The organism is Streptomyces sp. DSM 106670 (assembly GCF_055792845.1).
The window spans coordinates 7,482,732-7,502,908 of the sequence record NZ_CM147704.1 but is presented as its reverse complement, the minus strand read 5'-3'; the positions used below and the strand labels follow the sequence as shown (position 1 = coordinate 7,502,908).

The 20,177-nt window shown below is 72.3% G+C and carries 21 protein-coding genes; 16 read left to right on the top strand and 5 right to left on the bottom strand.

Translation table 11 applies throughout. From position 1 onward, the window contains the following. Positions 1-64: 64 nt before the first annotated feature. The 3 genes from ACSMXR_RS33230 to ACSMXR_RS33220 all read left to right on the top strand — a co-directional run bounded on the left by ACSMXR_RS33230 (position 65) and on the right by ACSMXR_RS33220 (position 3,382). The gene (locus ACSMXR_RS33230; protein WP_137228342.1) at positions 65-646 is read left to right on the top strand and encodes a fasciclin domain-containing protein; all 582 of its coding nucleotides are present in this window, start codon (positions 65-67) and stop codon (positions 644-646) included. Positions 647-691: 45 nt separating this feature from the next. Continuing rightward, positions 692-1,192, top strand: coding sequence for a MarR family winged helix-turn-helix transcriptional regulator (locus tag ACSMXR_RS33225; RefSeq protein ID WP_364883759.1), 501 nt, complete (start codon positions 692-694; stop codon positions 1,190-1,192). Positions 1,193-1,291: 99 nt separating this feature from the next. Further along, positions 1,292-3,382: an MMPL family transporter gene (locus ACSMXR_RS33220; RefSeq protein WP_473170589.1), complete on the top strand. Its 2,091-nt coding sequence runs from the start codon at positions 1,292-1,294 to the stop codon at positions 3,380-3,382. A gap of 18 nt (positions 3,383-3,400) precedes the next feature. Here the strand turns inward: ACSMXR_RS33220 and ACSMXR_RS33215 are convergent, their stop codons facing one another. Next, entirely contained in the window at positions 3,401-3,985 is a 585-nt protein-coding gene (locus ACSMXR_RS33215; RefSeq protein WP_170994383.1) for a DUF7144 family membrane protein, read from the bottom strand. After that, positions 3,982-4,521, bottom strand: coding sequence for a DoxX family protein (locus ACSMXR_RS33210; protein WP_137228348.1), 540 nt, complete (start codon positions 4,519-4,521; stop codon positions 3,982-3,984). Before ACSMXR_RS33210 ends, ACSMXR_RS33215 begins: the two co-directional genes overlap by 4 nt. Before the next feature lie 215 nt (positions 4,522-4,736). Between ACSMXR_RS33210 and ACSMXR_RS33205 the strand changes: the two genes are divergently transcribed. Further along, on the top strand, positions 4,737-6,752 hold the full coding sequence (locus ACSMXR_RS33205) for an oxidoreductase (protein WP_473172477.1): 2,016 nt from the start codon (positions 4,737-4,739) through the stop codon (positions 6,750-6,752). Between the two features lie 56 nt (positions 6,753-6,808). Beyond that, positions 6,809-7,339, top strand: coding sequence for a PadR family transcriptional regulator (locus ACSMXR_RS33200; RefSeq protein ID WP_103507129.1), 531 nt, complete (start codon positions 6,809-6,811; stop codon positions 7,337-7,339). A 12-nt stretch (positions 7,340-7,351) separates the two neighbouring features. On the opposite strand, the gene ACSMXR_RS33195 is transcribed toward ACSMXR_RS33200, so the two are convergent. Beyond that, positions 7,352-8,320, bottom strand: coding sequence for a DMT family protein (locus ACSMXR_RS33195; RefSeq protein WP_473170588.1), 969 nt, complete (start codon positions 8,318-8,320; stop codon positions 7,352-7,354). Next, positions 8,317-9,291: a phosphatase PAP2 family protein gene (locus ACSMXR_RS33190; protein ID WP_473170587.1), complete on the bottom strand. Its 975-nt coding sequence runs from the start codon at positions 9,289-9,291 to the stop codon at positions 8,317-8,319. Before ACSMXR_RS33190 ends, ACSMXR_RS33195 begins: the two co-directional genes overlap by 4 nt. A gap of 161 nt (positions 9,292-9,452) precedes the next feature. On the opposite strand from ACSMXR_RS33190, the gene ACSMXR_RS33185 reads away from it, so the two are divergent. From ACSMXR_RS33185 to ACSMXR_RS33160, 6 genes are all read left to right on the top strand, one after another. After that, a complete protein-coding gene (locus tag ACSMXR_RS33185; RefSeq protein ID WP_030076599.1) occupies positions 9,453-10,082 on the top strand; it encodes a TetR/AcrR family transcriptional regulator in 630 nt (209 codons plus the stop codon). Between the two features lie 203 nt (positions 10,083-10,285). After that, the gene (locus ACSMXR_RS33180) at positions 10,286-11,074 is read left to right on the top strand and encodes an SDR family oxidoreductase (protein WP_473170586.1); all 789 of its coding nucleotides are present in this window, start codon (positions 10,286-10,288) and stop codon (positions 11,072-11,074) included. Positions 11,075-11,142: 68 nt separating this feature from the next. Next, positions 11,143-12,156 (top strand): SPFH domain-containing protein, encoded by a 1,014-nt coding sequence (locus ACSMXR_RS33175; RefSeq protein WP_364887167.1) that lies wholly within the window; start codon positions 11,143-11,145, stop codon positions 12,154-12,156. Continuing rightward, on the top strand, positions 12,153-13,052 hold the full coding sequence (locus ACSMXR_RS33170) for a hypothetical protein (protein ID WP_103510782.1): 900 nt from the start codon (positions 12,153-12,155) through the stop codon (positions 13,050-13,052). Before ACSMXR_RS33175 ends, ACSMXR_RS33170 begins: the two co-directional genes overlap by 4 nt. A gap of 73 nt (positions 13,053-13,125) precedes the next feature. Further along, on the top strand, positions 13,126-13,635 hold the full coding sequence (locus ACSMXR_RS33165; protein WP_473170585.1) for a nucleotide triphosphate diphosphatase NUDT15: 510 nt from the start codon (positions 13,126-13,128) through the stop codon (positions 13,633-13,635). Between the two features lie 33 nt (positions 13,636-13,668). After that, the gene (locus ACSMXR_RS33160) at positions 13,669-14,073 is read left to right on the top strand and encodes an SHOCT domain-containing protein (protein ID WP_218523914.1); all 405 of its coding nucleotides are present in this window, start codon (positions 13,669-13,671) and stop codon (positions 14,071-14,073) included. A 77-nt stretch (positions 14,074-14,150) separates the two neighbouring features. Here the strand turns inward: ACSMXR_RS33160 and ACSMXR_RS33155 are convergent, their stop codons facing one another. Beyond that, positions 14,151-15,434: a pyroglutamyl-peptidase I gene (locus tag ACSMXR_RS33155; protein WP_473170584.1), complete on the bottom strand. Its 1,284-nt coding sequence runs from the start codon at positions 15,432-15,434 to the stop codon at positions 14,151-14,153. A gap of 303 nt (positions 15,435-15,737) precedes the next feature. Between ACSMXR_RS33155 and ACSMXR_RS33150 the strand changes: the two genes are divergently transcribed. From ACSMXR_RS33150 to ACSMXR_RS33130, 5 genes are all read left to right on the top strand, one after another. Next, positions 15,738-16,763, top strand: coding sequence for a chitinase (locus ACSMXR_RS33150; RefSeq protein ID WP_473170583.1), 1,026 nt, complete (start codon positions 15,738-15,740; stop codon positions 16,761-16,763). Positions 16,764-16,947: 184 nt separating this feature from the next. After that, positions 16,948-17,886, top strand: a complete 939-nt coding sequence (gene yhfZ / locus ACSMXR_RS33145; protein WP_473170582.1) for a GntR family transcriptional regulator YhfZ — start codon at positions 16,948-16,950, stop codon at positions 17,884-17,886. Positions 17,887-17,990: 104 nt separating this feature from the next. Beyond that, a complete protein-coding gene (locus ACSMXR_RS33140; protein WP_473170581.1) occupies positions 17,991-18,377 on the top strand; it encodes a transcriptional antiterminator in 387 nt (128 codons plus the stop codon). Positions 18,378-18,440: 63 nt separating this feature from the next. Then, positions 18,441-18,797, top strand: coding sequence for a DUF2620 domain-containing protein (locus ACSMXR_RS33135; protein WP_137228372.1), 357 nt, complete (start codon positions 18,441-18,443; stop codon positions 18,795-18,797). Positions 18,798-18,838: 41 nt separating this feature from the next. Next, on the top strand, positions 18,839-20,173 hold the full coding sequence (locus tag ACSMXR_RS33130; protein WP_218523920.1) for a YhfT family protein: 1,335 nt from the start codon (positions 18,839-18,841) through the stop codon (positions 20,171-20,173). Positions 20,174-20,177: the final 4 nt, after the last annotated feature.

Genomic DNA, 20,177 nt, shown 5'->3' with positions numbered 1-20,177 from the left:
CAGCGTGGTGGTGACGGAGAAGACCACCCCCCGCACGCCGGAGGAGACACCCGGAGGAGACATCATGACGATCAACCGTCTGCAGCGCACCGCGGCGGCCGCCGCGGCACTCGCCTTTCCCGCCTCTCTGGCGTTCTTCGCTCCGCAGGCCCAGGCCGTGGCTCCCGCCGAACCGTACGGCCCCGCCTGCTCCTCCGTGCCCGCGGAGGGCGCGGGCAGCCTGGAGGGCATGGCGAAGGACCCGGTGGCCACCGCCGCGTCCAACAACCCCGAACTCTCCACCCTCGTCAGCGCGGTGGAGAAGGCAGGTCTGGTCGACACCCTGAACAACGCGAAGGACATCACGGTGTTCGCGCCGACCAACGATGCCTTCGACAAGATCCCGAAGGCGGATCTGGAGGCGCTGCTCAACGACAAGGCCGAGCTCACCAAGGTGCTGACGTACCACGTGGTGGGCGAGAAGATCACGACCCAGCAGCTGGAGGACGGCTCCTTCAAGACGCTGGAAGGGAGCGACCTGACGACGAAGGGCTCCGGCACCGAGTTCACGGTGAACGACACCTCGAAGATCGTCTGCGGTGATGTGCCGACGGCCAACGCCACGGTCAACCTGGTCGACACGGTGCTGATGCCGCCGTCGTCGTGACGGTCCGGGCACGGTCGACGGGCGGAGGTTCTATACGCTGAGGGCGTGACCAGCGCCGACGACCGACCGACCCGCAGCGGCGCCCCGGATTCCGGGGCGCCGCTCGCGGACCTTCACGCGTTCGCGGTCGAGCTGCGCCGGATGAACGGCGAGATCAACCGGATGACCCACGGTTTCGCGGCGAGCCAGCAGCTGCACCCCACGGACGTGAGCGCGCTCGCCGCCATCCTCGACGCCCCCTCGCCCCTCACACCGGGGGCGCTGCGCGAGCATCTGGGCCTCACCTCGGGCGCGGTGACGGCCTGTCTGGACCGGCTGGAGCGGGCCGGGCACATCCGGCGGGCCCGGGAGAGCGCCGACCGCCGGGTGGTGCACGTGTACTACGAGGCGAGCGCCCGGACGGCCGCGCGCGACTACTTCATGCCGCTCGCCGAGGCCACGGCACGGGCCAGGGCCCGCTTCAGCGAGGCCGAGCTGACGACCGCCCTGCGCTTCCTCGCCGCCATGAACGAGGAGCTGGCCGAGGTCCCCCCGGCGCGTCGCTGAGATCGTCACCCCTCGCGGTTGCCTTCGCGAGCACTCGCGTAATGTATTTCAACGATTGAGATTGTTCATCGTCAAGGTATCTCCACCCCCGGGAGAGGCATGTCCACCCCTGCTCGGTCGGTCCGCCGGCTGATCCCCGTCGTTCTGCTGCTCGCCTGGCTCTGCATCGGCGGCGGGCTCGGCCCGTACGCCGGGAAGCTCGGCGAGGTCGCCACCAACGACCAGGCGGCCTTCCTGCCGCAGAACGCCGAGTCGACCCAAGTCATCGAGGCCCAGAAGGCGTTCCAGCAGAACGAGACCCTGCCGGTCATCCTGGTCTGGACCTCGGCGGAGAAGGACGCCCCGGTGGACGACGGGCAGCGCGAGGCCGCCACCGGCGCGCTCGCCTCGCTCGCCGGCGGCGAGGGCGTCGTCGGAACCCCCTCCCCCGCGCTGCCCTCCGAGGACGGCCTCGCGCTCCAGGGCATCGTGCAGCTGAGCCCGGACCTCGGGGACGAGCTGCCGAAGGTGCTGGAGGAGGTCGACAGGGCCGGTGCGTCCGTGTCCGGCACGACGGTCCGGCTCGCGGGACCGGCCGCGAGCCAGGCCGATCTCTCCGACGCCTTCGCGGGCATCGACGGGCTGCTGCTCGGGGTCGCCCTGATCACGGTGCTCGTCATCCTGCTGCTGGTCTACCGCAGCGTGCTGCTGCCCTTCCTCATCATCATCGGCGCGGTGTTCGCCCTCGCCCTGTCCTGTGCGATCGTCTACGTCCTCGCCGACCACGACATCGTGCGCGTGGACGGTCAGGTGCAGGGCATTCTGTCGATCCTGGTGATCGGCGCGGCGACGGACTACGCGCTGCTGCTCACCGCCCGGTTCCGGGAGGAACTCGCCGTCCACGGCGACCGGTTCACCGCGATGCGGGTCGCGCTGCGCGAGTCCTTCGGCCCGATCACGGCGAGCGCCGCGACGGTGGCGGCCGGGCTGCTCGCGCTGCTGCTCAGCGACCTCACCAACAACCGGGCCCTCGGTCCCGTGGGCGCGATCGGCATCGTCTGCTCGGTCCTGAGCGCGCTCACCTTCCTGCCCGCCGTCCTGGTGCTGCTGGGCCGCAAGGCCTACTGGCCGGCGAAGCCCAAGCCCGCCGACGACCACGACGCCTCCGGCGGCCGCGGCATCTGGCACAAGGTCGCGGCCCTCGTCGACCGGGCGCCCCGCAAGGTGTGGGCGATCACCCTGGCGGCGCTGATCGCCTGTGCCGCGTTCGCCCCCACGCTCACCTCCAAGGGCGTTCCGCTGGACGAGATCTTCGTCAACGACGCCCCGTCCGTGGCCGCCCAGGAGACGCTGAGCGAGCACTTCCCCGGCGGCTCCGGCAATCCTGCGGTGATCATCGCGGCGGCCGACCGGCTGACCGAGGTCACCGAGGCCGCCACCCGTACCGCCGGGGTGGCCTCGGCCGCGCCGGTGAGCGCGAGCGGACGGCCGGGCGGCGAACCGCTCGTCGTCGACGGCCGGGTCCGCATCGACGCGACCCTGAAGGACGCGGCCGACAGCGACGGCGCCAAGGAGACGGTGGCCGCGCTGCGCACCGAGGTCCACTCCGTACCCGGATCGGACGCCCTGGTCGGCGGCTACACCGCCCAGCAGTACGACACCCAGCGCACGGCGGAGAACGACCGCACGCTGATCGTGCCGGTGGTGCTGGCGATCATCCTGGTGATCCTGGTCTTCCTGCTGCGTTCCCTGCTGATGCCGGTGCTGCTGGTGGCGACCGTGGCGCTGAACTTCCTGGCCACGCTCGGCATCTCCTCGCTGGTCTTCACCCATGTGTTCGGCTTCAGCGGCACGGACTCGTCGGTGCCGCTGTACGGGTTCGTGTTCCTGGTCGCCCTGGGCGTCGACTACAACATCTTCCTGATGTCCCGGGTCCGGGAGGAGTCGCTGCGGCACGGCACCAGGGAGGGCATCCTGCGCGGGCTGACCACGACCGGCGGGGTCATCACCTCGGCGGGCGTCGTCCTGGCGGCCACGTTCGCCGCGCTCGGCGTGATCCCGCTGGCGTTCCTGCTCCAGATCGCGTTCATCGTGGCCTTCGGCGTCCTGCTGGACACGCTGGTCGTGCGGTCGCTCCTCGTCCCGGCGCTCGTACGGGACATCGGGCCGAAGGCGTGGTGGCCGGGGGCGCTGAGCCGCGAGACGCGCTGAGGTCGTCCCGCTCCGGTCCTAGGGCCGGCGCAGTGCGTCCCCCGGGGCCCAGCCCGGGTCCCGGTAGGCCGCCAGGGCCCAGATGACGAAGATGTCCAGGGCGATGACGATCACCGACCAGAGGGGCGCGTACGGCAGGAAGAGGAAGTGCGCGAAGAGGTTCAGGGAGGCGAGGACGATGCCGGTCACCCGCGCCCAGCCCGCCCCCTTGAGCACCCCGGCCCCGGTGACGGCCACACAGACGCCGAGCACCAGATGGATCCAGCCCCAGCCGGTCAGGCTGATCCGGTAGAGGTACTCGCCGACATCGCCGTAGACGTCACCGTCGGCCAGGGCCGCGATGCCCTCCAGGGCCGCCAGGACGCCCTGGCAGAGCATCAGCACCCCGGCGAAGAGCACACCGCCGGTCACCCAGGGGCTGTCCGGATCGGGCGTCGGCGCGGGCCCGGCCGGGCCGTCGCCGCGCTGCCACGGCGTGTCCCCCTGGCCGGGTCCGGGCCGTGGCCCCTGGCCGAATCCGGTCGGCGGCACGGCGTCGGGGCCGGAGGAGGCCACGGGGCGGGACGGCGGCGGAGCGCCGGGCCGGGCCGGGTCCTCGGTCATGAGGACTCCTCCCGCGCCTGGCCGGCCTGCCCCTTCGCACGCCTGCCGACCACCGTGGCGGCCGCGACCGCCGCGCCCGCGAAGGACAGCGCGACCATCCACGGGCGGTCGAGAACATGCCCGGTGAGGTGGTCCAGGGAGTAGCGCCCGGGGCCGGTCAGACCGATGGCCGCGGCGGTGAAGCCGAGGAGCGCCGGGTATTCGTACCCGCCGCCCGCGGCGAAGAAGCCCGCCGGGACGTGCACGGCCACCGCACCCGCCATCGCCGCGGCGGCAGCGGCGCCCGCCGCCGGGGTGGCGAGCCCCAGCGCCAGCAGCGTGCCGCCGCCCGCCTCGCCGAGCCCGGCGGCCACGGCGCTGGGCTTGGGCGGGTGGAACCCCATCGCCTCCATGGCGGCCGTGGTGCCCTGGATGCCTCCGCCGCCGAACCAGCCGGCCAGCTTCTGGCTGCCGTGGGCGGCGAGCACCGCGCCGGTGCCGACGCGCAGGGCGAGCAGGCCGAGATCACGCCGGTCGACCCGGTTGACGCAGACCATGGGGACTCCCGGGGTGAGGGGGTTTCGGTACGGATCCCACTCTCGTCGGCGGGTGCCGGACGGGCGCGGTCGACTACGCCGTACGGGGCACGGGCCGGGCGCCGCAAGGGGTGCGGTGCGACGCAGATCATTGTGCAACTTGTTGCACAATGACGTGGGGCTGGTCTACAACTGACCCGACGACCCTGTGCGGAGGAGACCCCATGAGCGCCCCCCTGAGCCTGTACCCGAACCTGCTGAGCCCGCTGGACCTCGGGTTCACCACCCTGCCCAACCGGGTGCTCATGGGATCGATGCACATCGGTCTGGAGGAGGCCGAGCGCGGCTTCGAGCGGATGGCGGCCTTCTACGCCGAGCGCGCCCGGGGCGGCGTGGGCCTGATGGTCACCGGTGGTATCGCCCCCAGCGAGCGGGCCTGCTCCTTCCCCGGCGGGGCCAAGATGACGACCGAGGCGGAGGCGGAGCAGCACCGGGAGATCACCTCGGCGGTGCACGCGGCGGGTGGCCGGATCGCGATGCAGATCCTGCACTTCGGCCGGTACGCGCACCACCCCGACCTGGTGGCGCCGAGCGCGCTCAAGGCCCCGATCAGCGGGTTCACCCCGAACGCCCTGACCGACGAGCAGGTCGAGGAGACCATCGAGGAGTTCGTGCGGGCGGCGGAGCTGGCCCGGTTCGCCGGGTACGACGGCGTCGAGATCATGGGCTCCGAGGGCTATCTGATCAACGAGTTCATCGTCTCCGCGACCAACCACCGCACCGACCGCTGGGGCGGCGGCTACGAGAACCGCATGCGGCTGCCCGTCGAGATCGTGCGCCGGGTCCGCGAGCGGGTCGGCGACGACTTCATCCTGATCTACCGGCTCTCCATGCTGGACCTGGTGCCGGGCGGCTCGACGCTGGAGGAGGTCGTGACGCTCGCGAAGGCGGTCGAGGCGGCGGGCGCGACGATCATCAACACCGGCATCGGCTGGCACGAGGCCCGGATCCCGACCATCGCCACCTCCGTGCCGCGCGGCGCGTTCAGCTGGGTGACCGAGAAGGTGCGCGGCGCGGTCTCCGTACCGCTGGTGACGAGCAACCGCATCAACACCCCCGAGGTCGCGGAGGAGATCCTCGCCTCCGGCCGGGCGGACATGGTCTCGATGGCCCGCCCGTTCCTGGCCGACCCGGAGTTCGTCGCGAAGGCGGCGGCGGGCCGGGCCGACGCCATCAACACCTGCATCGGCTGCAACCAGGCCTGCCTGGACCACATCTTCAGCCTCAAGATCACCTCCTGCCTGGTCAACCCGCGCGCCTGCCACGAGACCGAGCTGGTGCTCTCGCCCACCCGGACCCGTAAACGCGTCGCCGTGGTCGGCGCCGGTCCGGCGGGCCTCGCGTGCTCGGTGACGGCGGCCGAGCGCGGGCACGCGGTGACCCTGTTCGACTCGGCGGACGAGATCGGCGGTCAGTTGAACGTGGCGCGCCGAGTGCCGGGCAAGGAGGAGTTCGACGAGACGCTGCGCTACTTCCGGACCCGGCTGGCGGAGCTGGACGTCGAGGTGCGGCTGTCCACCCGGGCCGGCACCGGGACCCTGGACGGTTACGACGAGATCGTGCTCGCCACCGGCGTCGAGCCGCGTACCCCGGCGATCCCCGGCACCGACCACCCGAACGTCGTGAGCTACCTGGACGTGCTGCGCGACGGGGCGCCGGTCGGCGACCGGGTGGCGATCGTCGGCGCGGGCGGCATCGGCTTCGACGTCGCGGAGTTCCTGACCGACGGCGGCGACGCGGCGAGCCTGGACGCGGACACGTTCTTCCGGCAGTGGGGCGTGGACACGGCGTACGAGGACCGGGGCGGGCTGCGCGCCCCCGAGCGTCCCAAGTCGCCGCGCACGGTCCACCTGGTCCAGCGCAGGACGACCAAGGTCGGCGCGGGGCTCGGCAAGACGACCGGCTGGATCCACCGCACCGAACTGCGCCACCGGGGCGTCGAGATGATCGCCGGGGCCTCGTACGACCTCATCGACGACGAGGGCCTCCACCTGACCGTCGACGGTGAGCGGCGGGTGCTGCCGGTGGACACGGTGGTGCTGTGCGCGGGCCAGGAGCCGCGCCGCGAGCTGTACGAGGAGCTGAGCTCGGGGGCCGTGCCGGTCCATCTGATCGGCGGCGCGGACGTGGCGGCCGAGCTGGACGCGAAGCGGGCCATCCGCCAGGGCACGGAGCTGGCCGCCACGCTCTGATCCCGTCTTCCGGGGAGCCCGTACCGCTGTGCGCCCCCGTCCTTAGGATGCACTCCATGTCACTGCCGCACGCGATTCTCACCGCTCTGCTGGAGAAGCCGTCCTCGGGTCTGGAACTGACCCGCAGGTTCGACCGGTCGATCGGCTACTTCTGGTCGTCGACGCACCAGCAGATCTATCGCGAGCTGGGAAAACTGGAGCAGGCCGGGCGGATCAGGGCACTGCCCACTGCGGTGCCGGCCCGGGGGCAGAAGAAGGAGTACGAGGTTCTGCCCGCGGGCCGCGAGGAACTGGCGGCCTGGGTCGCGCTCCCCGAGGACCCTCGGCCGGTCCGTGATCCGCTGCTGCTGCGGATGCGGGCGGCGGCGGTCGTCGGGGCGGACGGCATGGGCGCGGAGCTGCGCCGTCACCTCGCGCTGCACGAACGCCAGCTGGCGGAGTACCGCGAGATCGAGGAGCGCAGCTTCACCCCCGCGCCGACGACCGCCGAGGACCGGCTGCGGTATCTGGTGCTGCGGGGCGGCATCGACCTGGAGACGTTCTGGATCGGCTGGCTGACCCGGGCCATCGCGGACCTGGACGGCTGACCGCGGGAAGCGTTACGGGTGCGGCGCGCCGCCCGCCCGTACGGCCACCGGTTCCGGGGCGACCGCGAGGCGGGGGCTGCCGATGACGACCCGGGAGGGCACCGGGTCCACCGGGGCGGCGACCGGCTCATCGGCCACACCGCCCTGTTCCGTGTTCCGCGCCTGGGCCCGGCTGAGGAGGATCACCCCGCGCACGGCCGCCGCCGTGCCGAGGAGGGCGAGCACCAGGCTGACCGGCCCGCCCTGGAGGCGCTCGCCGAGCAGGGCCAGGCCGATCGCGGCGGCGGCGACCGGGTTGGCGAGGGTGACCACCGCGAGCGGTCCGCCGAGCCCGCCCCGGTAGGCGGTCTGGGAGAGCAGCAGGCCGCCCATCGCGAAGGCGGAGACGAGCAGCGCCACCGTCAGCAGCCGCCAGCTGAACAGCGGGCCGCCGGAGTGGTCGGTGACGGCGACGGTGAGGGTCTGGGTGAGCGCGGAGGCGACCCCGGAGGTGATCCCGGAGGCCGCCGCGTGCCGCAGCCCCGGCCGGGCCCCGGGCCTGCCGAGTCCGGCGACGACCGCCATGGTGACCGCGCCCACGCCGAGCGCCTCGGGGAGGCTGAGGGTCTCGTGCGGGGCGGAGCCGCCCGCGGTCAGGAGCAGGGCGCCGAGGCCGAGCAGGGTGAGGGCGGTGCCCCGCCACTCGACCCGGCCGACCCGGCGTCCGGCCGCACGCGCCCCGAGCGGCACGGCGACGACGAGCGTGAGCGCGCCGAGCGGCTGGACCAGGGTGAGCGGGCCGTAGTTGAGCGCGGCGACGTGCAGCAGCGCGCCCGCGGCGTTGAGGCCGACCGCCGACCACCAGGCGCCCCGGCCCAGCAGCCGCAGGACACCGGTGGAGGGGTCGGTGCGGCCGGCCAGCCGCGACTGGGCCACGGCGGCGGCCGCGTAGGCGGCGGCGGAGACGAGGGAGAGCGCGACGGCGAGCAGGGTGGCGTTCATCGCACGGCTCCGGCCCGGGCACGCGCCCGCGATCCGGCGGCGGCAGCACCGGGTTCGAAGGACCGGGGCGGACCGGCCGTCGCACCGGTGGCCGACTCGGAGGCTCCCGGCCCGGAGGCTCCCGGCGCGACGGCCTGCGCGAAGGCCACGGGCCCCGCCGCGCCACCCGCGTACGCCGGTACGGGAGACCCGTCGCCGCTCCCCCACAGCTCCGGCCGGGGCAGCCGCGCCGGAGCGCTACGCGCGGAGAACGGCAGCCGGAACGCGGCCAGGGCGACGGCGAGCAGCGCCGCGACGACGATCGCGTCGAGCCAGTAGTGGTTGGCCGTGCCCACCACGACGAGCAGGGTGAGCGCCGGGTGCAGCAGCCACAGCCAGCGCCACCGGGAACGGGTGGCGGCGATCAGCCCGACGGCGACCATCACGGCCCAGCCGACGTGCAGCGAGGGCATCGCGGCGAACTGGTTGGCCATCGTGTCCGTCGCGGGCGTCTGTCCGTACACCGTCGGCCCGTAGACCTGCCCGGTGTCGATCATTCCGGCGACCGGGAGCATCCGGGGCGGGGCCAAGGGGAAGAGCAGGTGCAGCACCAGGGCGGCGGCGGTGAGCGCGGCGAGCACGCGGCGCGCCCAGACGTAGTGCCGGGGGCGGCGCCAGTAGAGCCAGACCAGGAAGAGGGCCGTGGCCGGGAAGTGCACGGTGGCGTAGTAGGTGTTCGCCGCGTGGATCAGGGGCTGGCCGTGCAGCAGCAGCTCCTGGACCGCGCCTTCGCCGGGCAGGTGCAGGGCGCGTTCGAGGTCCCACACGTTCCCCGCGTTGCGGAACGCCTCCTCGACATGACCGTTGGCGGCCTGGCGGCCGAACTTGTAGGCCAGGAAGAGTCCGGCCACGAGAAGGAACTCGCGGACGAGGGGCGGTCGGGCACGTATGTCCGGCTCCTGGTCCGTGGGCTCGGTGCGGGCGTACGTCACCCGGTGCCCCCCTTGGATGCGAAGCGGTGTCAGGACGGCCCGGTGAGATCCACGCCGTATCGATACGCCAGTGTACCGATACGTTGGCGTATCGGTACACGTGCGTATCGGTACACTGGCGTATCGAGAACCTCGCCGCACCGCCGCAGGAGGTAGAGCCCATGCCGTCCCCCGATTCCGCACCGGAGTCAGCCCTCGCGTCCCGCCGGTCGAAAATCACACCGGAGCGGGCGCAGGAGCTCTACGCGGCGGTGCTGGAGCTGTTGCGGGAGAGCGGTTACGAGTCGCTGACGATGGAGGGCGTCGCCTCGCGCACGCGCTGCGGGAAGTCGACGCTGTACCGGCAGTGGGGCTCCAAGCCGGAGCTGGTGGTGGCCGCTCTGCACGGCACCCGCCGGATGCGGCTGCCGAACATCGACACCGGGACGCTGGCCGGGGACCTGCTGGCGGCCGCGCGGGCGATCGGCGAGGCCTCGGAGAGCGACACCCCGCTGATGCACGCCCTCAGCCATGCCGCGCTGCAGAGCCCGGAGCTGCTGTGCGCACTGCGCGAGGCGCTGATCCTGCCGGAGATCGCGGCGATCGACGCGATGGTCCGGCGGGGCCAGGCGCGCGGCGAGATCGCGGCGGACCTCCCGGGGGCCGAGTTCGTGGCGGCCCAGCTGCTCGGCGTGATGCGCGCCCGGCCGCTGCTGGAGGGGCGTTACGCCGACGCGGCGTATCTGACCAGGTTCGTGGAGATGGCGGTTCTCCCGAGCCTCGGGCTCACGGCGGGAGCGCCGGAGTCCTGACAGACGTGGACCGGTCCCAGCGGATGGGGACGGTCCACCCGCGCCGCACCGTGGGGACGGGGGCGGCGCACCGCCCGGCCGGCCGGTGACCTCTGCGGAGGTCACCGGCCGCCCGTGTATCCGCACCGCGGCACGGCCCATCCGGCTCTCCCCCTATCGAACCTAACAAGCGCTTGGTAGATTCCGGGACAGGAGGGCCGACCATGGACGACCAGTACCGCGCGACGGACTTCACCGGGCGGGCCGTGCTCGTCACCGGCGGCACCAGGGGCCTGGGGGCCGCGATCGCGCGGGCCTTCCTCGCGAGCGGCGCGGACGTCATGGTCTGCGGGCGGGGCACACCCGCCGCGCCGCCATCGGCGGGCGGGCGCGAAGCCGCCTTCCGGACCGCGGACCTGCGGGATCCGGCGGAGGCGGCCGATCTCGTCGCCGCGACCGCCCAGCGGTTCGGGCGGCTCGATGTGCTGGTGAACAACGCCGGCGGCTCGCCGGACGCCGACGCGGCGACGGCCTCGCCGCGCTTCGTGGAGAAGGTGGTCGCGCTCAACCTCCTGGCGCCCTTCTACACAGCCCAGGCGGCGAACCTGGTGATGCGGGAACAGCCGGACGGCGGGGCCGTGATCAACATCGGCAGCGTCTCCGCCCACCACCCGCAGCCGGGCACCGCCGCCTACTCCGCGGCCAAGGCGGGCCTGCTCGGGCTGACCCGGGCGCTGGCCCTCGAATGGGCGCCGAGGGTCCGGGTCAACCACATCACGGCGGGCCTCATCCGCACCGAGAACGCCGCCGCGCTGTACGGCGACGACGACGGGGCGACGGTGGCGGGCATCCTTCCGATGGGGCGGCTGGCAGAACCGGACGATGTGGCGCGGGCCTGCCTCTGGCTGGCCTGCGGACTCTCCTCGTACGTCAACGGCGCCGATCTCGCCGTGCACGGGGGCGGCGAGATCCCGGCCAGGCACATGGCCGGCCGCCGTCCCGCGCCCCCTTAATAGTCACCTTGACTCTAATACCCCTCTCCCCTTATCGTCGTCATGACGAAATCGAGGGGGTCTCCATCATGGCCGACATCACCCGGCGCTTCGGCTGGCGCCACCTGCGCTCCGCGCCCACCGCCCACATCCGCCACCACAAGCGCGGGAAGCTCACCCACGACGGCCAGGGGCTGAGCTTCTGGTACCGGTCGCTCTCGGCGGCGCTCTCCGAAGTGCCGGTCGACGACCGGGAGCTGGCCATGGCGTTCCACGCCCGTACGGCCGACTTCCAGGACGTCACCGTGCAGGCCACCGTCACCTACCGGATCAGCGATCCGGCCGAGGCGGCGAACCGGCTCGACTTCTCCGTGGACCCGGACACCGGCAGCTGGCGCGGCGCACCGCTGGAACAGATCGCCACCCTGCTCACCGAGACCGCGCAGCAGCACACCCTGGACGTGCTGGCCCGCACCCCGCTCGCGGCGGCCCTGGTGGACGGTGTCGCCTCGGTACGCGAACGGGTCGCCACCGGTCTCGCCGCCGAGCCCCGGCTCCCGGCCACCGGCATCGACGTGGTGGCCGTGCGCGTCGTCGCGATCCGCCCCGAGGCCGAGGTCGAGCGCGCCCTGCGCACCCCGGCCCGCGAGCAGATCCAGCAGGAGGCGGACCGGGCGACCTACGAACGGCGGGCCGTGGCCGTCGAGCGCGAACGCGCCATCGCCGAGAACGAGCTGGCCAGCCAGATCGAACTGGCCCGGCGCGAGGAGCAGTTGGTCGACCAGCGCGGCACCAACGCCCGTCGCGAGGCCGAGGAGAAGGCCGGGGCCGACGGCGTACGGACCGAGGCCGAGGCGTCCCGGAAGGTACGCCTGGCCCGCGCGGAGGCCGAGGCGGCACGGGAGACGGGCGCGGCCCGGGCCGAGGCGCAGGCCGCCTGGCTGCGGGTGCACGGCGAGGTCGACCCGGCCACGCTGCACGCCCTGGCGGCGACCCGGCTCGCGGAGAACCTGCCGCGCATCGAGAGCCTCACCCTCTCCCCCGACGTCCTCACCGGGCTGCTCGCCAGGCTCGGCCGTCCGGAAGGCGGGGCGGGAGCGTGAGCCTGGCGCCCCGGGCGGTGCTCGTCCACCGGCGGACCGAGTACGAGGAGCTGCTCGCCCGGCACGGGACGCACGGGCAGGCCGCGTTCTTCCTGTCCAGCCGGGGCCGCTCGATCGACGAGGTGGCCCGCCGCCACGAGGACACCCGGCAGGCGCTGCGCGAGGTGGCGGCGGCGGTGCCGCTCACCTGGCGCTCCACCCGGGTGGAGCGGGCGGACCTGGACCGGTTCCTGTTCGCCCCGGAGGACGTGGTGGTCGTGGTCGGCCAGGACGGTCTGGTCGCCAACACCGCGAAGTACCTGTCCGGGCAGCCGGTGGTGGGCATCGACACCGACCCCGGGCGCAACCCCGGCGTCCTGGTCCGGCACCGCCACGCCGACGCGGCCGCCCTGCTGCGCGCCGCGACCGCCGCCGGGGGCGGGGCCGAGGAGCTGACGATGGTCGAGGCCGTCGCCGACGACACACAGCGCCTGCTCGCCCTCAACGAGATCTACCTCGGGCCGCCCGGCCATCAGACGGCCCGCTACCGCCTGGGCGACGACGGCGAGGCGGCCCCCGGCGAGGCCCAGGCCTCCTCCGGGGTGCTGGTCGGCACCGGCACGGGCGCCACCGGCTGGCTCCGCTCGCTGTGGCTGGAGCGCGGCGCCACCGTGCCGCTGCCCGCGCCGTGCGACGCGCGGCTCCTGTGGTTCGTGCGCGAGGCCTGGCCCTCACCGGCGACCGGTACGTCGAGGGTGGCGGGCGAACTGGGGCGCGGGCAGGGGCTGCGGCTGACCGTGGAGTCGGACCGGATCGTGGTCTTCGGCGACGGGATGGAGTCCGACGCGCTGGAGCTGACCTGGGGGCAGAGCGTACGGCTCGGTATCGCGGAGAGGTCGCTGCGGCTGGTGACCTGAGCACGCCCGGCCCGGCCGTTTGGCTACGGTGGCCCGTACTCGTACCCGTACCCGAGAACGGAGCGCCGGCATCATGTCAGCCGCCCCTGTCACCGAACCCGCCCGCAACACCCGTCCGCCCACGGCCCAGGCCGCCCTCGGGGTCGGAGTGATCGTCGAGGACGGCCGGGGGCGCATTCTGCTGGGCCGGCACCACAGCGGTACGTGGGAGCTGCCGGGCGGAAAGGTCGACGCGACGCACGAGTCGATCGCCGAGGCGGCCGCGCGGGAGCTGCGCGAGGAGACGGGCCTGGTGGTCGACGTGGCGTCCGTGGAGATCATCGCGATGGTCCACGACGTGATCGGCGGGATCAACCGCATCAGCATGGCGGCCGTCGTACGCCTCGCCTCCGGCGTCCCGGAGGTGACCGAGCCGCACCTGATCAGCGCGTGGCGGTGGACCGCGCCCGAGGAGCTGCCGGCCCCGCTGTTCGACCCGTCGGCCCAGATCCTGGCGGCCTGGCGGCCGGAGCTGGGCATCACCCACCCGCCCGCGCATGTGCTGCGGATCGCCGGATGCGGACCAATCGGACCAGCTGTATGAATAAGGGACCATCCGTGCGATCGGAGTAGGCCCATGGACGATTACCCGCTGCTGAACCTCTTCCTGACCATGCTGTACCTGTTCCTGTGGGTCATGTGGTTCTTCCTGCTGTTCAAGGTGATCACCGACCTCTTCCGGGACCACTCGCTGAACGGCTGGGCCAAGGCGGGCTGGCTGGTCTTCGTCATTCTGCTGCCCTATCTGGGCGTACTGGTCTACCTCATCGTCCGCGGACGCAGCATGCACGAACGCGACGAGAAGCTGGCCAAGGACTCGGAGGCCGCCTTCCGGAAGTACGTCCAGGACGCGGCGGGAACGCAGGGCGGGTCCGGCGGGAACGGCCATGTGAACGATCTGGCGAAGCTCGCGGAGCTCAAGGACAAGGGCGCGCTCAACGCCGAGGAGTACGAGCGCGCGAAGGCGAAGCTGCTGGCCTGAGGCCGGGCGGCGAAGACCGCGCGTTGCCGTGCCACCGCTTCGACCGGTCGAAGCGGTGGCACGGCACTTCTCTGTCGCTACTTCTCTGTCGCTCGATCGGCCGCACCCACCGCCGTCTTCACCAGTTCCCGCACCTGGCGCACGATGTCCGTGCGGTTGCGCTCGAACTCCGGGTCGGTGACCGTGCCGGTCTGCGGGTCCGCGTTCTCCGCGCCGAACCGCAGGACCGGGGTGTGCAGATGACCGCCCGGCAGCTTCGGGAGCCCGAGCCGGTCGCGGAGCAGGGTGACCCGGTAGGCGATCTCGTTCGAGAGGTAGTCACCGCCGCCGCCGGCCCGTGCCGCCGAGCCGGGGGTGGGTCCGTCCGGCCGGGTCACCGGGTCGGTGCCGCCCGCCGGGATCTCGGTGACCTCGGTGTTGTCGTACACGGGGAAGCGGCCCGTGTCCGCTTCCGTGAGCTGTCGGTACGGGAGCGTGGTGGAGGTCCACTGCGGCTGTGAGCCGGGGTCGGTGACGGGCACGAGCCCGGTGCTCGCCAGGTTCTCGTTGTCGGGGAAGCCGCCGCGCCAGGCGCCGTTGGTGCGCTCCACGTCGAAGCGGCCCTCACGGCCCTGGCTGACGGTGGTGAACAGGTCCAGGCGGGGCAACTGCCGGGCGAGGGCCCGCTCGACGGTTCCCTCGGCGAAGTCCGCCCAGCGCACGGGGAAGACGACGGTCTCGATCCGGGCCGGCCCCTCGGCGGTCTGCACCAGGGTGCCGTCCAGGGCGAGCGCGCTCGCGCCCGAGGGATTGCCGATCCGGGCGTCCCTGTCCAGGGTGAACGGATCGAAGCCGGTGACGAGCACCCGCTTCACCCGGTGACCCGGGTAGTGGATGTCCGCTTGCCCGCGCGAGGAGGTCTCCAGGGCGGTGCGCAGGGCCTTGCGCTGCTCGTCGTCGAGCGCGAACCGGGGTTCCCACGTACGCAGTTCACGGCTGAGCGCGAGCCGGGCCCAGTACAGCGGGCGGTCGTCGCCCCGGCTCAGATCGCCCGTGGCGGGTCCGCGGCCCTGGGCGCGGTCCACGGCGCGCCGCCACAGCTCGGCGGCGTGGCGGGTCACCGTTCGCTCCGCCTGCGCGTAGTTCCGGGCGTCTTTCAGGGCGCGCTGGAAACGCGGGGCGAAGGCGTCGAACCCGCTGCGCTTCAGGATCTCCTGCGGGGCGGCCCGGTCGAGGCGCTGCTCCTCGACGGTCGCCTCCGTGGGTATGCGGGCGGTGTCCGCCGGGGAGGCCGCGGCGGGCAGGACGGTGCCCGCGACGGCGAGCAGGAGCGCCAGGCCGCCCAGACCGAGCCGGGTGGTGGTGGGGAGCTGATACGTCACGTGGACCCTTTCGACGATGCGAACGGTCGCAGTATCGCGGTGTCACGGGAGGCGATGCCATGGGGCAGGAGCCGCCGAGCCGCTCCCGCGATCAGCTCTTCGGACCGCGCCCCGGCAGTCGGCCGGTCGTACCTCCGGGCGTGGTCGGACCGGCACGCGGCGTCAGCGTCTCCCGGAAGTCGGGTGGTTCCTGCCACAAGGGTTGACATGAGCATTGGTATGAACCAATCTCTCGCACCAGGTCGGTGGCCACCGATGTCCCCCATAACGCGAACTCCCCCCACACGCACTTGGAGATCCCTCGTGGACCGGACGCATCGCAAGAAGCGCAACAACAAGATCCTGGGCGGCGGCGTCGCCCTCGCCCTCGCCGTCGGCGGACTCATGGCGGCCACCACCCTGGCGGGCAGCGCGGGCGCGGCCGAGGGCCGGCAGACCCGTGCGGCGGTACCCGCACACGCCGTCACCGGCTACTGGCAGAACTTCGACAACGGCGCGACCGTCCAGAAGCTGGGCGACGTCCAGGACGGCTACGACATCATCGCGGTCGCCTTCGCCGACTCCACCGCCACCGCCGGCGAGATCGAGTTCAACCTCGCCCCGGAGGTCGGCTACGCGTCGGAGGACGACTTCAAGGCCGACATCGCCGCCAAGCAGGCGGCCGGGAAGTCCGTCATCATCTCCGTCGGCGGCGAACTCGGGAACGTGACGGTCAACGACTCCGCGTCGGCCCAGAAGTTCGCCGACAGCACCTACGCCCTCATGCAGGAGTACGGCTTCGACGGCGTCGACATCGACCTGGAGCACGGCGTCAACGCCCAGTACATGGGCGAGGCGTTGAAGTCGCTGTCCGAGAAGGCCGGCGACGGCCTGGTCCTCACGATGGCGCCGCAGACGATCGACATGCAGAACACCGACACCGAGTACTTCAAGCTGGCGCTCGACGTGAAGGACATTCTGACCGTCGTCAACATGCAGTACTACAACAGCGGTTCGATGCTCGGCTGCGACGGCAACGTCTATGCCCAGGGCACGGTCGACTTCCTGACCGCGCTGGCCTGCATCCAGCTGGAGAACGGCCTCGACGCGGACCAGGTCGGCATCGGCACCCCCGCCTCCACCAGCGGCGCCGGCTCCGGCCACGTCGACCCGGCGGTCGTGAACGACGCGCTGGACTGCCTGACCAAGAGCGAGAACTGCGGCACGTTCAAGCCCGAGAAGACCTACCCGCAGCTGCGCGGCGCGATGACCTGGTCCACCAACTGGGACGCGTCGAACGGCGACAACTGGGTCAACAGCGTGGCGCCGCACGTCCACGAACTCCCGTAGTTCGCCCCTGCGCCACGATCACCACCCGAGCCCGGCCGCCACACACCCCGGCGGCCGGGCTCGCATACGCGGTAGGGCCGAAGGCTCCGGCGTCCCTGTGATACGGCAACAGCCTGCTGTACGCGGGCGGCGGCGCCGCGGTCGGGCCTTGTCAGTATCCAGAATCCTGTTTACTGTTCAAGGTGTGGACGACCCCGACTCCCGCTTCCTCACCCGCAACGGCCTCGCCGCCCGGCAGCTGGCCGTCCTGCTCCTGAACCACGAGCCGGACACCCGACTGCCCCGCGTCCGGGACTTCGCCGAGGAGCTGGGATGCGGCAACGGCACGGTCCAGGCCGCGCTCCAGCTGCTGGAGGAGGCCGGGGCGATCACCACGGCCGCCCGGGGGCACCTGGGCACCTTCCTCCTCCACTCGGACCGCACGGTCCTGTGGCGGCTGTCCGGGCTCGGCACACTGCTCGCGGCGATGCCTCTGCCGTACTCCCGCCGTTACGAGGGGCTGGCCACCGGTCTGCGCGGAGCTTTCGAGCAGGCCGGGGCGCCGTTCGCCGTCACCTTCATGCGCGGCGCCGGGGCCCGGACCGCCGCACTGCTGGAGGGCAAGGTGGATCTGGTGGTGCTCTCACGGTTCGCCGCGGACCAGCTGATCGCCGAACACCCGGTGGAGCTGGTGGCGGACCTGGGCCCCGCCACCTACGTCGGCGCTCACGGCATGCTGGTGCGGCACGGCGTCGACCTTGACAGCCCGGGGCTGCGCGTGGCGGTCGACCACACGTCGGAGGACCTGCGCATGCTGGTGGAGCGCGTGTTCGCCGGCCGTCGGGACATCGAGTGGCGGGAGGTGTCATACATGCAGCTGCACGACCTCTTCGCCCGCCACGAGGTGGATGCCACCGTCTGGAACCTGGACGAGGCTCAGGATCGGCTGGGGGTCGGGGTCGACGTCCTGCCGCTGGGCGACGAGGTCACCCGCGAGCTGGCCCTGCGCAACTCCAGCGCGGCGATGATCGGCCGCAAGGACGGCGCGAAGGCGCTCGGCGCGGTGCGCGAGGCGCTCGACCTGTCGATCGTGACCCGGATGCAGAGCGAGGTGCTGATGGGCGAACGCACCCCCTCGTACTGACGGGCCTCCGGCCGTCACGGGCCACTCGCCCGACACTCCCGAACCGGGACGTCGCACGATCTGAAAATACAGAATCCTGGTTATTGTTTATTGAGAGGATCGTCATGGACGAACAGCTCGCACTGCGGCTCCGCCTCTTCCGCGAAGGCGGCCAGGCCACTCCCGAGGTCACCGACTTCGTGGCCGCCGAACTCTCCGCACTGGAAGCCGAGGGGCACACGGTCACCGAGGCCACGGCAGGCATGCTCACCAGCCATCTCACGATGGCGCTCGGCCGCCTCCTGCGCGGCGAGCCCATCGAGGAGTTCTCCACCGACGACCAGGTCGCCGCCGAGCTGGCCGGCCATCCGGAGGCCCTGGCCCGGGCCCGGGCGGTCTCCGCACGGGCCGAGCGGGAACTCGGGCCCGCGCTCCCCGAGTCGGAGATCAACTTCCTCGGCCTGCACCTGGCCGTCCTGACGCGGCAGCCGTCCGGCCCGCCCGCCTCCTGAGCGTCACCAGCGACCGCGCACCCCGCCATCCCGGCACCGAACGACACAGAGAGCAGGACAGCAATGACGAAGATCCTCACCGGCGGCGTCGGCAAGGTCGAGGTCACCCGGGCCATCGCCGCCCTCGGGCTCGACGCGCTCGACGTGACCGCTTCCAGCGACATCGACGCCGCGATGAAGCTCCGGGCCGGCCAGGCCGACTACTACCTCGGCACCTGCCACACCGGCGCCGGCGCCTCGCTCGGGGTCCTGGTCGGACTCATGGGCAGCGCCGCCTGCCACACCTTCGGCCGCAGCGTCCCGGACGCCGCACAGATCGACACCCTGCTCGCTGAGGGCAAGAAGGTCTTCGGCTTCTCGATGGACCAGATCGACACCATCGCCCCCCTCATGGCGCGCGCCATCGCGGCGCGCGGCTGACCCGGCGTCCGATCGCCGTACCGGGCACCAAGGAGTGACTCGTGAGCACCACACTCGCCGCGGGCAGCGGCTTCGACTTCACGCTCGCCCAGCAGCTGACCGTCATAGCCCTCTGTGCGCTGACCGCCTTCATCGCCCACATGGCCCTGGCCGTCTTCAACGACGGCGTACGCCCGTTCCTGCTGGACTTCATCCAGGGGCGGACCACCCGTAGTGCGACGACGGCCGTCTCCTTCGGCCTCTCCGCCGGGTTCATCTTCGGACTCGGCGCCCCGATGGCCCTGTCCACCGGAGTGCTCAACCCCTGGCTGCTCTTCCTGCCCACCGACATCCTCGGCATGCTGGCGCCGAAGAAGTGGCTCGCGCCCCTCCTCGGCGGAGCCTGGGGCGCGGTGGTCGTCTTCGGTCTCAACGGCACCAACAAGGTCGCGCACGAGCTGCCCGTCGACTTCCTGACGGCGATGCAGCAGATGTCCACCCCGATCCTCTTCCTCTTCACGCTGTTCCCGGTGCTCGCCATCACCAAGCAGTTCGGCCGGGTGTGGGGTGCGACGGCCGGCGTGATCGAACTGGCCCTCGTCGTCCTGACGATGAAGCTGTGGCCGAACATGTTCGCCGGGGCGCTGGCCATGGCCGTCGGTGTGCTGATGCTCATCGGCCTCGCGGTCGCCAAGGACCTCCGGCAGCGCCGGGAGGACCGGGCGCAGGGGCTGGTCGAGGAGGTGGCGGCGGACGATCCGATGGCGTCGCTGTTCAGTACCAGCGCGGCCCGGCTGCGCCGCTATCTGCCGCTGTTCATGGTGCTCGGCGCCGGGGTCTGCGTCCTCGCCCAGATGCATGTCTTCGGCGGCGGTGAGGCCACGAGCTTCCTGATCGCCAAGGGGCAGTACGCGGAGGCCGCCCAGGTCGACTTCTACCGGGTCTTCGGGTTCATCCCGCTGATCGCCACGACCGCGCTGGCCTCGGGCGCGTACGGGATCGCCGGTTTCACGCTGGTGTACCCGATCGGCTACCTGCTGCCGAACCCCTTCCTCGCGGCGGTCGTCGGCGCACTCGTCTTCGCGGTCGAGGTGCTCGCCCTCTCCTGGATCGGGAAGGTGCTGGGCAAGCTGCCCAGTGTGCGGGACTCCTCGGAGCACCTGCGCAGCGCCATCACCGACACCCTCCAGCTGGCGATCCTCTTCGGTTCGCTGATGGCGGCGAACGCGATGGGCGGCGGGCTCGGCATCCTCGTCGTGGGCGGGCTCTACCTCTTCAACGAGGTGATGGGACGGCCCGTCGTCAAGATGGCGGCGGCCCCGGCGGCGGTGATCGTCGGCGGGATCCTCCTCAACCTCCTGTACTGGCTCGACCTGTTCACCCCGGTCAAGGGCTGACACC

Bases quoted from the DNA above. Each gene is read 5' to 3' on its own strand.
- ACSMXR_RS33180 (WP_473170586.1), top strand. From the start codon at position 10,286: ATGGACGACCAGTACCGCGCGACGGACTTCACCGGGCGGGCCGTGCTC.
- ACSMXR_RS33200 (WP_103507129.1), top strand. From the start codon at position 6,809: ATGTCACTGCCGCACGCGATTCTCACCGCTCTGCTGGAGAAGCCGTCC.
- ACSMXR_RS33230 (WP_137228342.1), top strand. From the start codon at position 65: ATGACGATCAACCGTCTGCAGCGCACCGCGGCGGCCGCCGCGGCACTC.
- ACSMXR_RS33215 (WP_170994383.1), bottom strand. From the start codon at position 3,985: ATGACCGAGGACCCGGCCCGGCCCGGCGCTCCGCCGCCGTCCCGCCCC.
- ACSMXR_RS33135 (WP_137228372.1), top strand. From the start codon at position 18,441: ATGACGAAGATCCTCACCGGCGGCGTCGGCAAGGTCGAGGTCACCCGG.
- ACSMXR_RS33140 (WP_473170581.1), top strand. From the start codon at position 17,991: ATGGACGAACAGCTCGCACTGCGGCTCCGCCTCTTCCGCGAAGGCGGC.
- ACSMXR_RS33175 (WP_364887167.1), top strand. From the start codon at position 11,143: ATGGCCGACATCACCCGGCGCTTCGGCTGGCGCCACCTGCGCTCCGCG.
- ACSMXR_RS33165 (WP_473170585.1), top strand. From the start codon at position 13,126: ATGTCAGCCGCCCCTGTCACCGAACCCGCCCGCAACACCCGTCCGCCC.
- ACSMXR_RS33220 (WP_473170589.1), top strand. From the start codon at position 1,292: ATGTCCACCCCTGCTCGGTCGGTCCGCCGGCTGATCCCCGTCGTTCTG.
- ACSMXR_RS33185 (WP_030076599.1), top strand. From the start codon at position 9,453: ATGCCGTCCCCCGATTCCGCACCGGAGTCAGCCCTCGCGTCCCGCCGG.
- ACSMXR_RS33160 (WP_218523914.1), top strand. From the start codon at position 13,669: ATGGACGATTACCCGCTGCTGAACCTCTTCCTGACCATGCTGTACCTG.
- ACSMXR_RS33195 (WP_473170588.1), bottom strand. From the start codon at position 8,320: ATGAACGCCACCCTGCTCGCCGTCGCGCTCTCCCTCGTCTCCGCCGCC.
- ACSMXR_RS33210 (WP_137228348.1), bottom strand. From the start codon at position 4,521: ATGGTCTGCGTCAACCGGGTCGACCGGCGTGATCTCGGCCTGCTCGCC.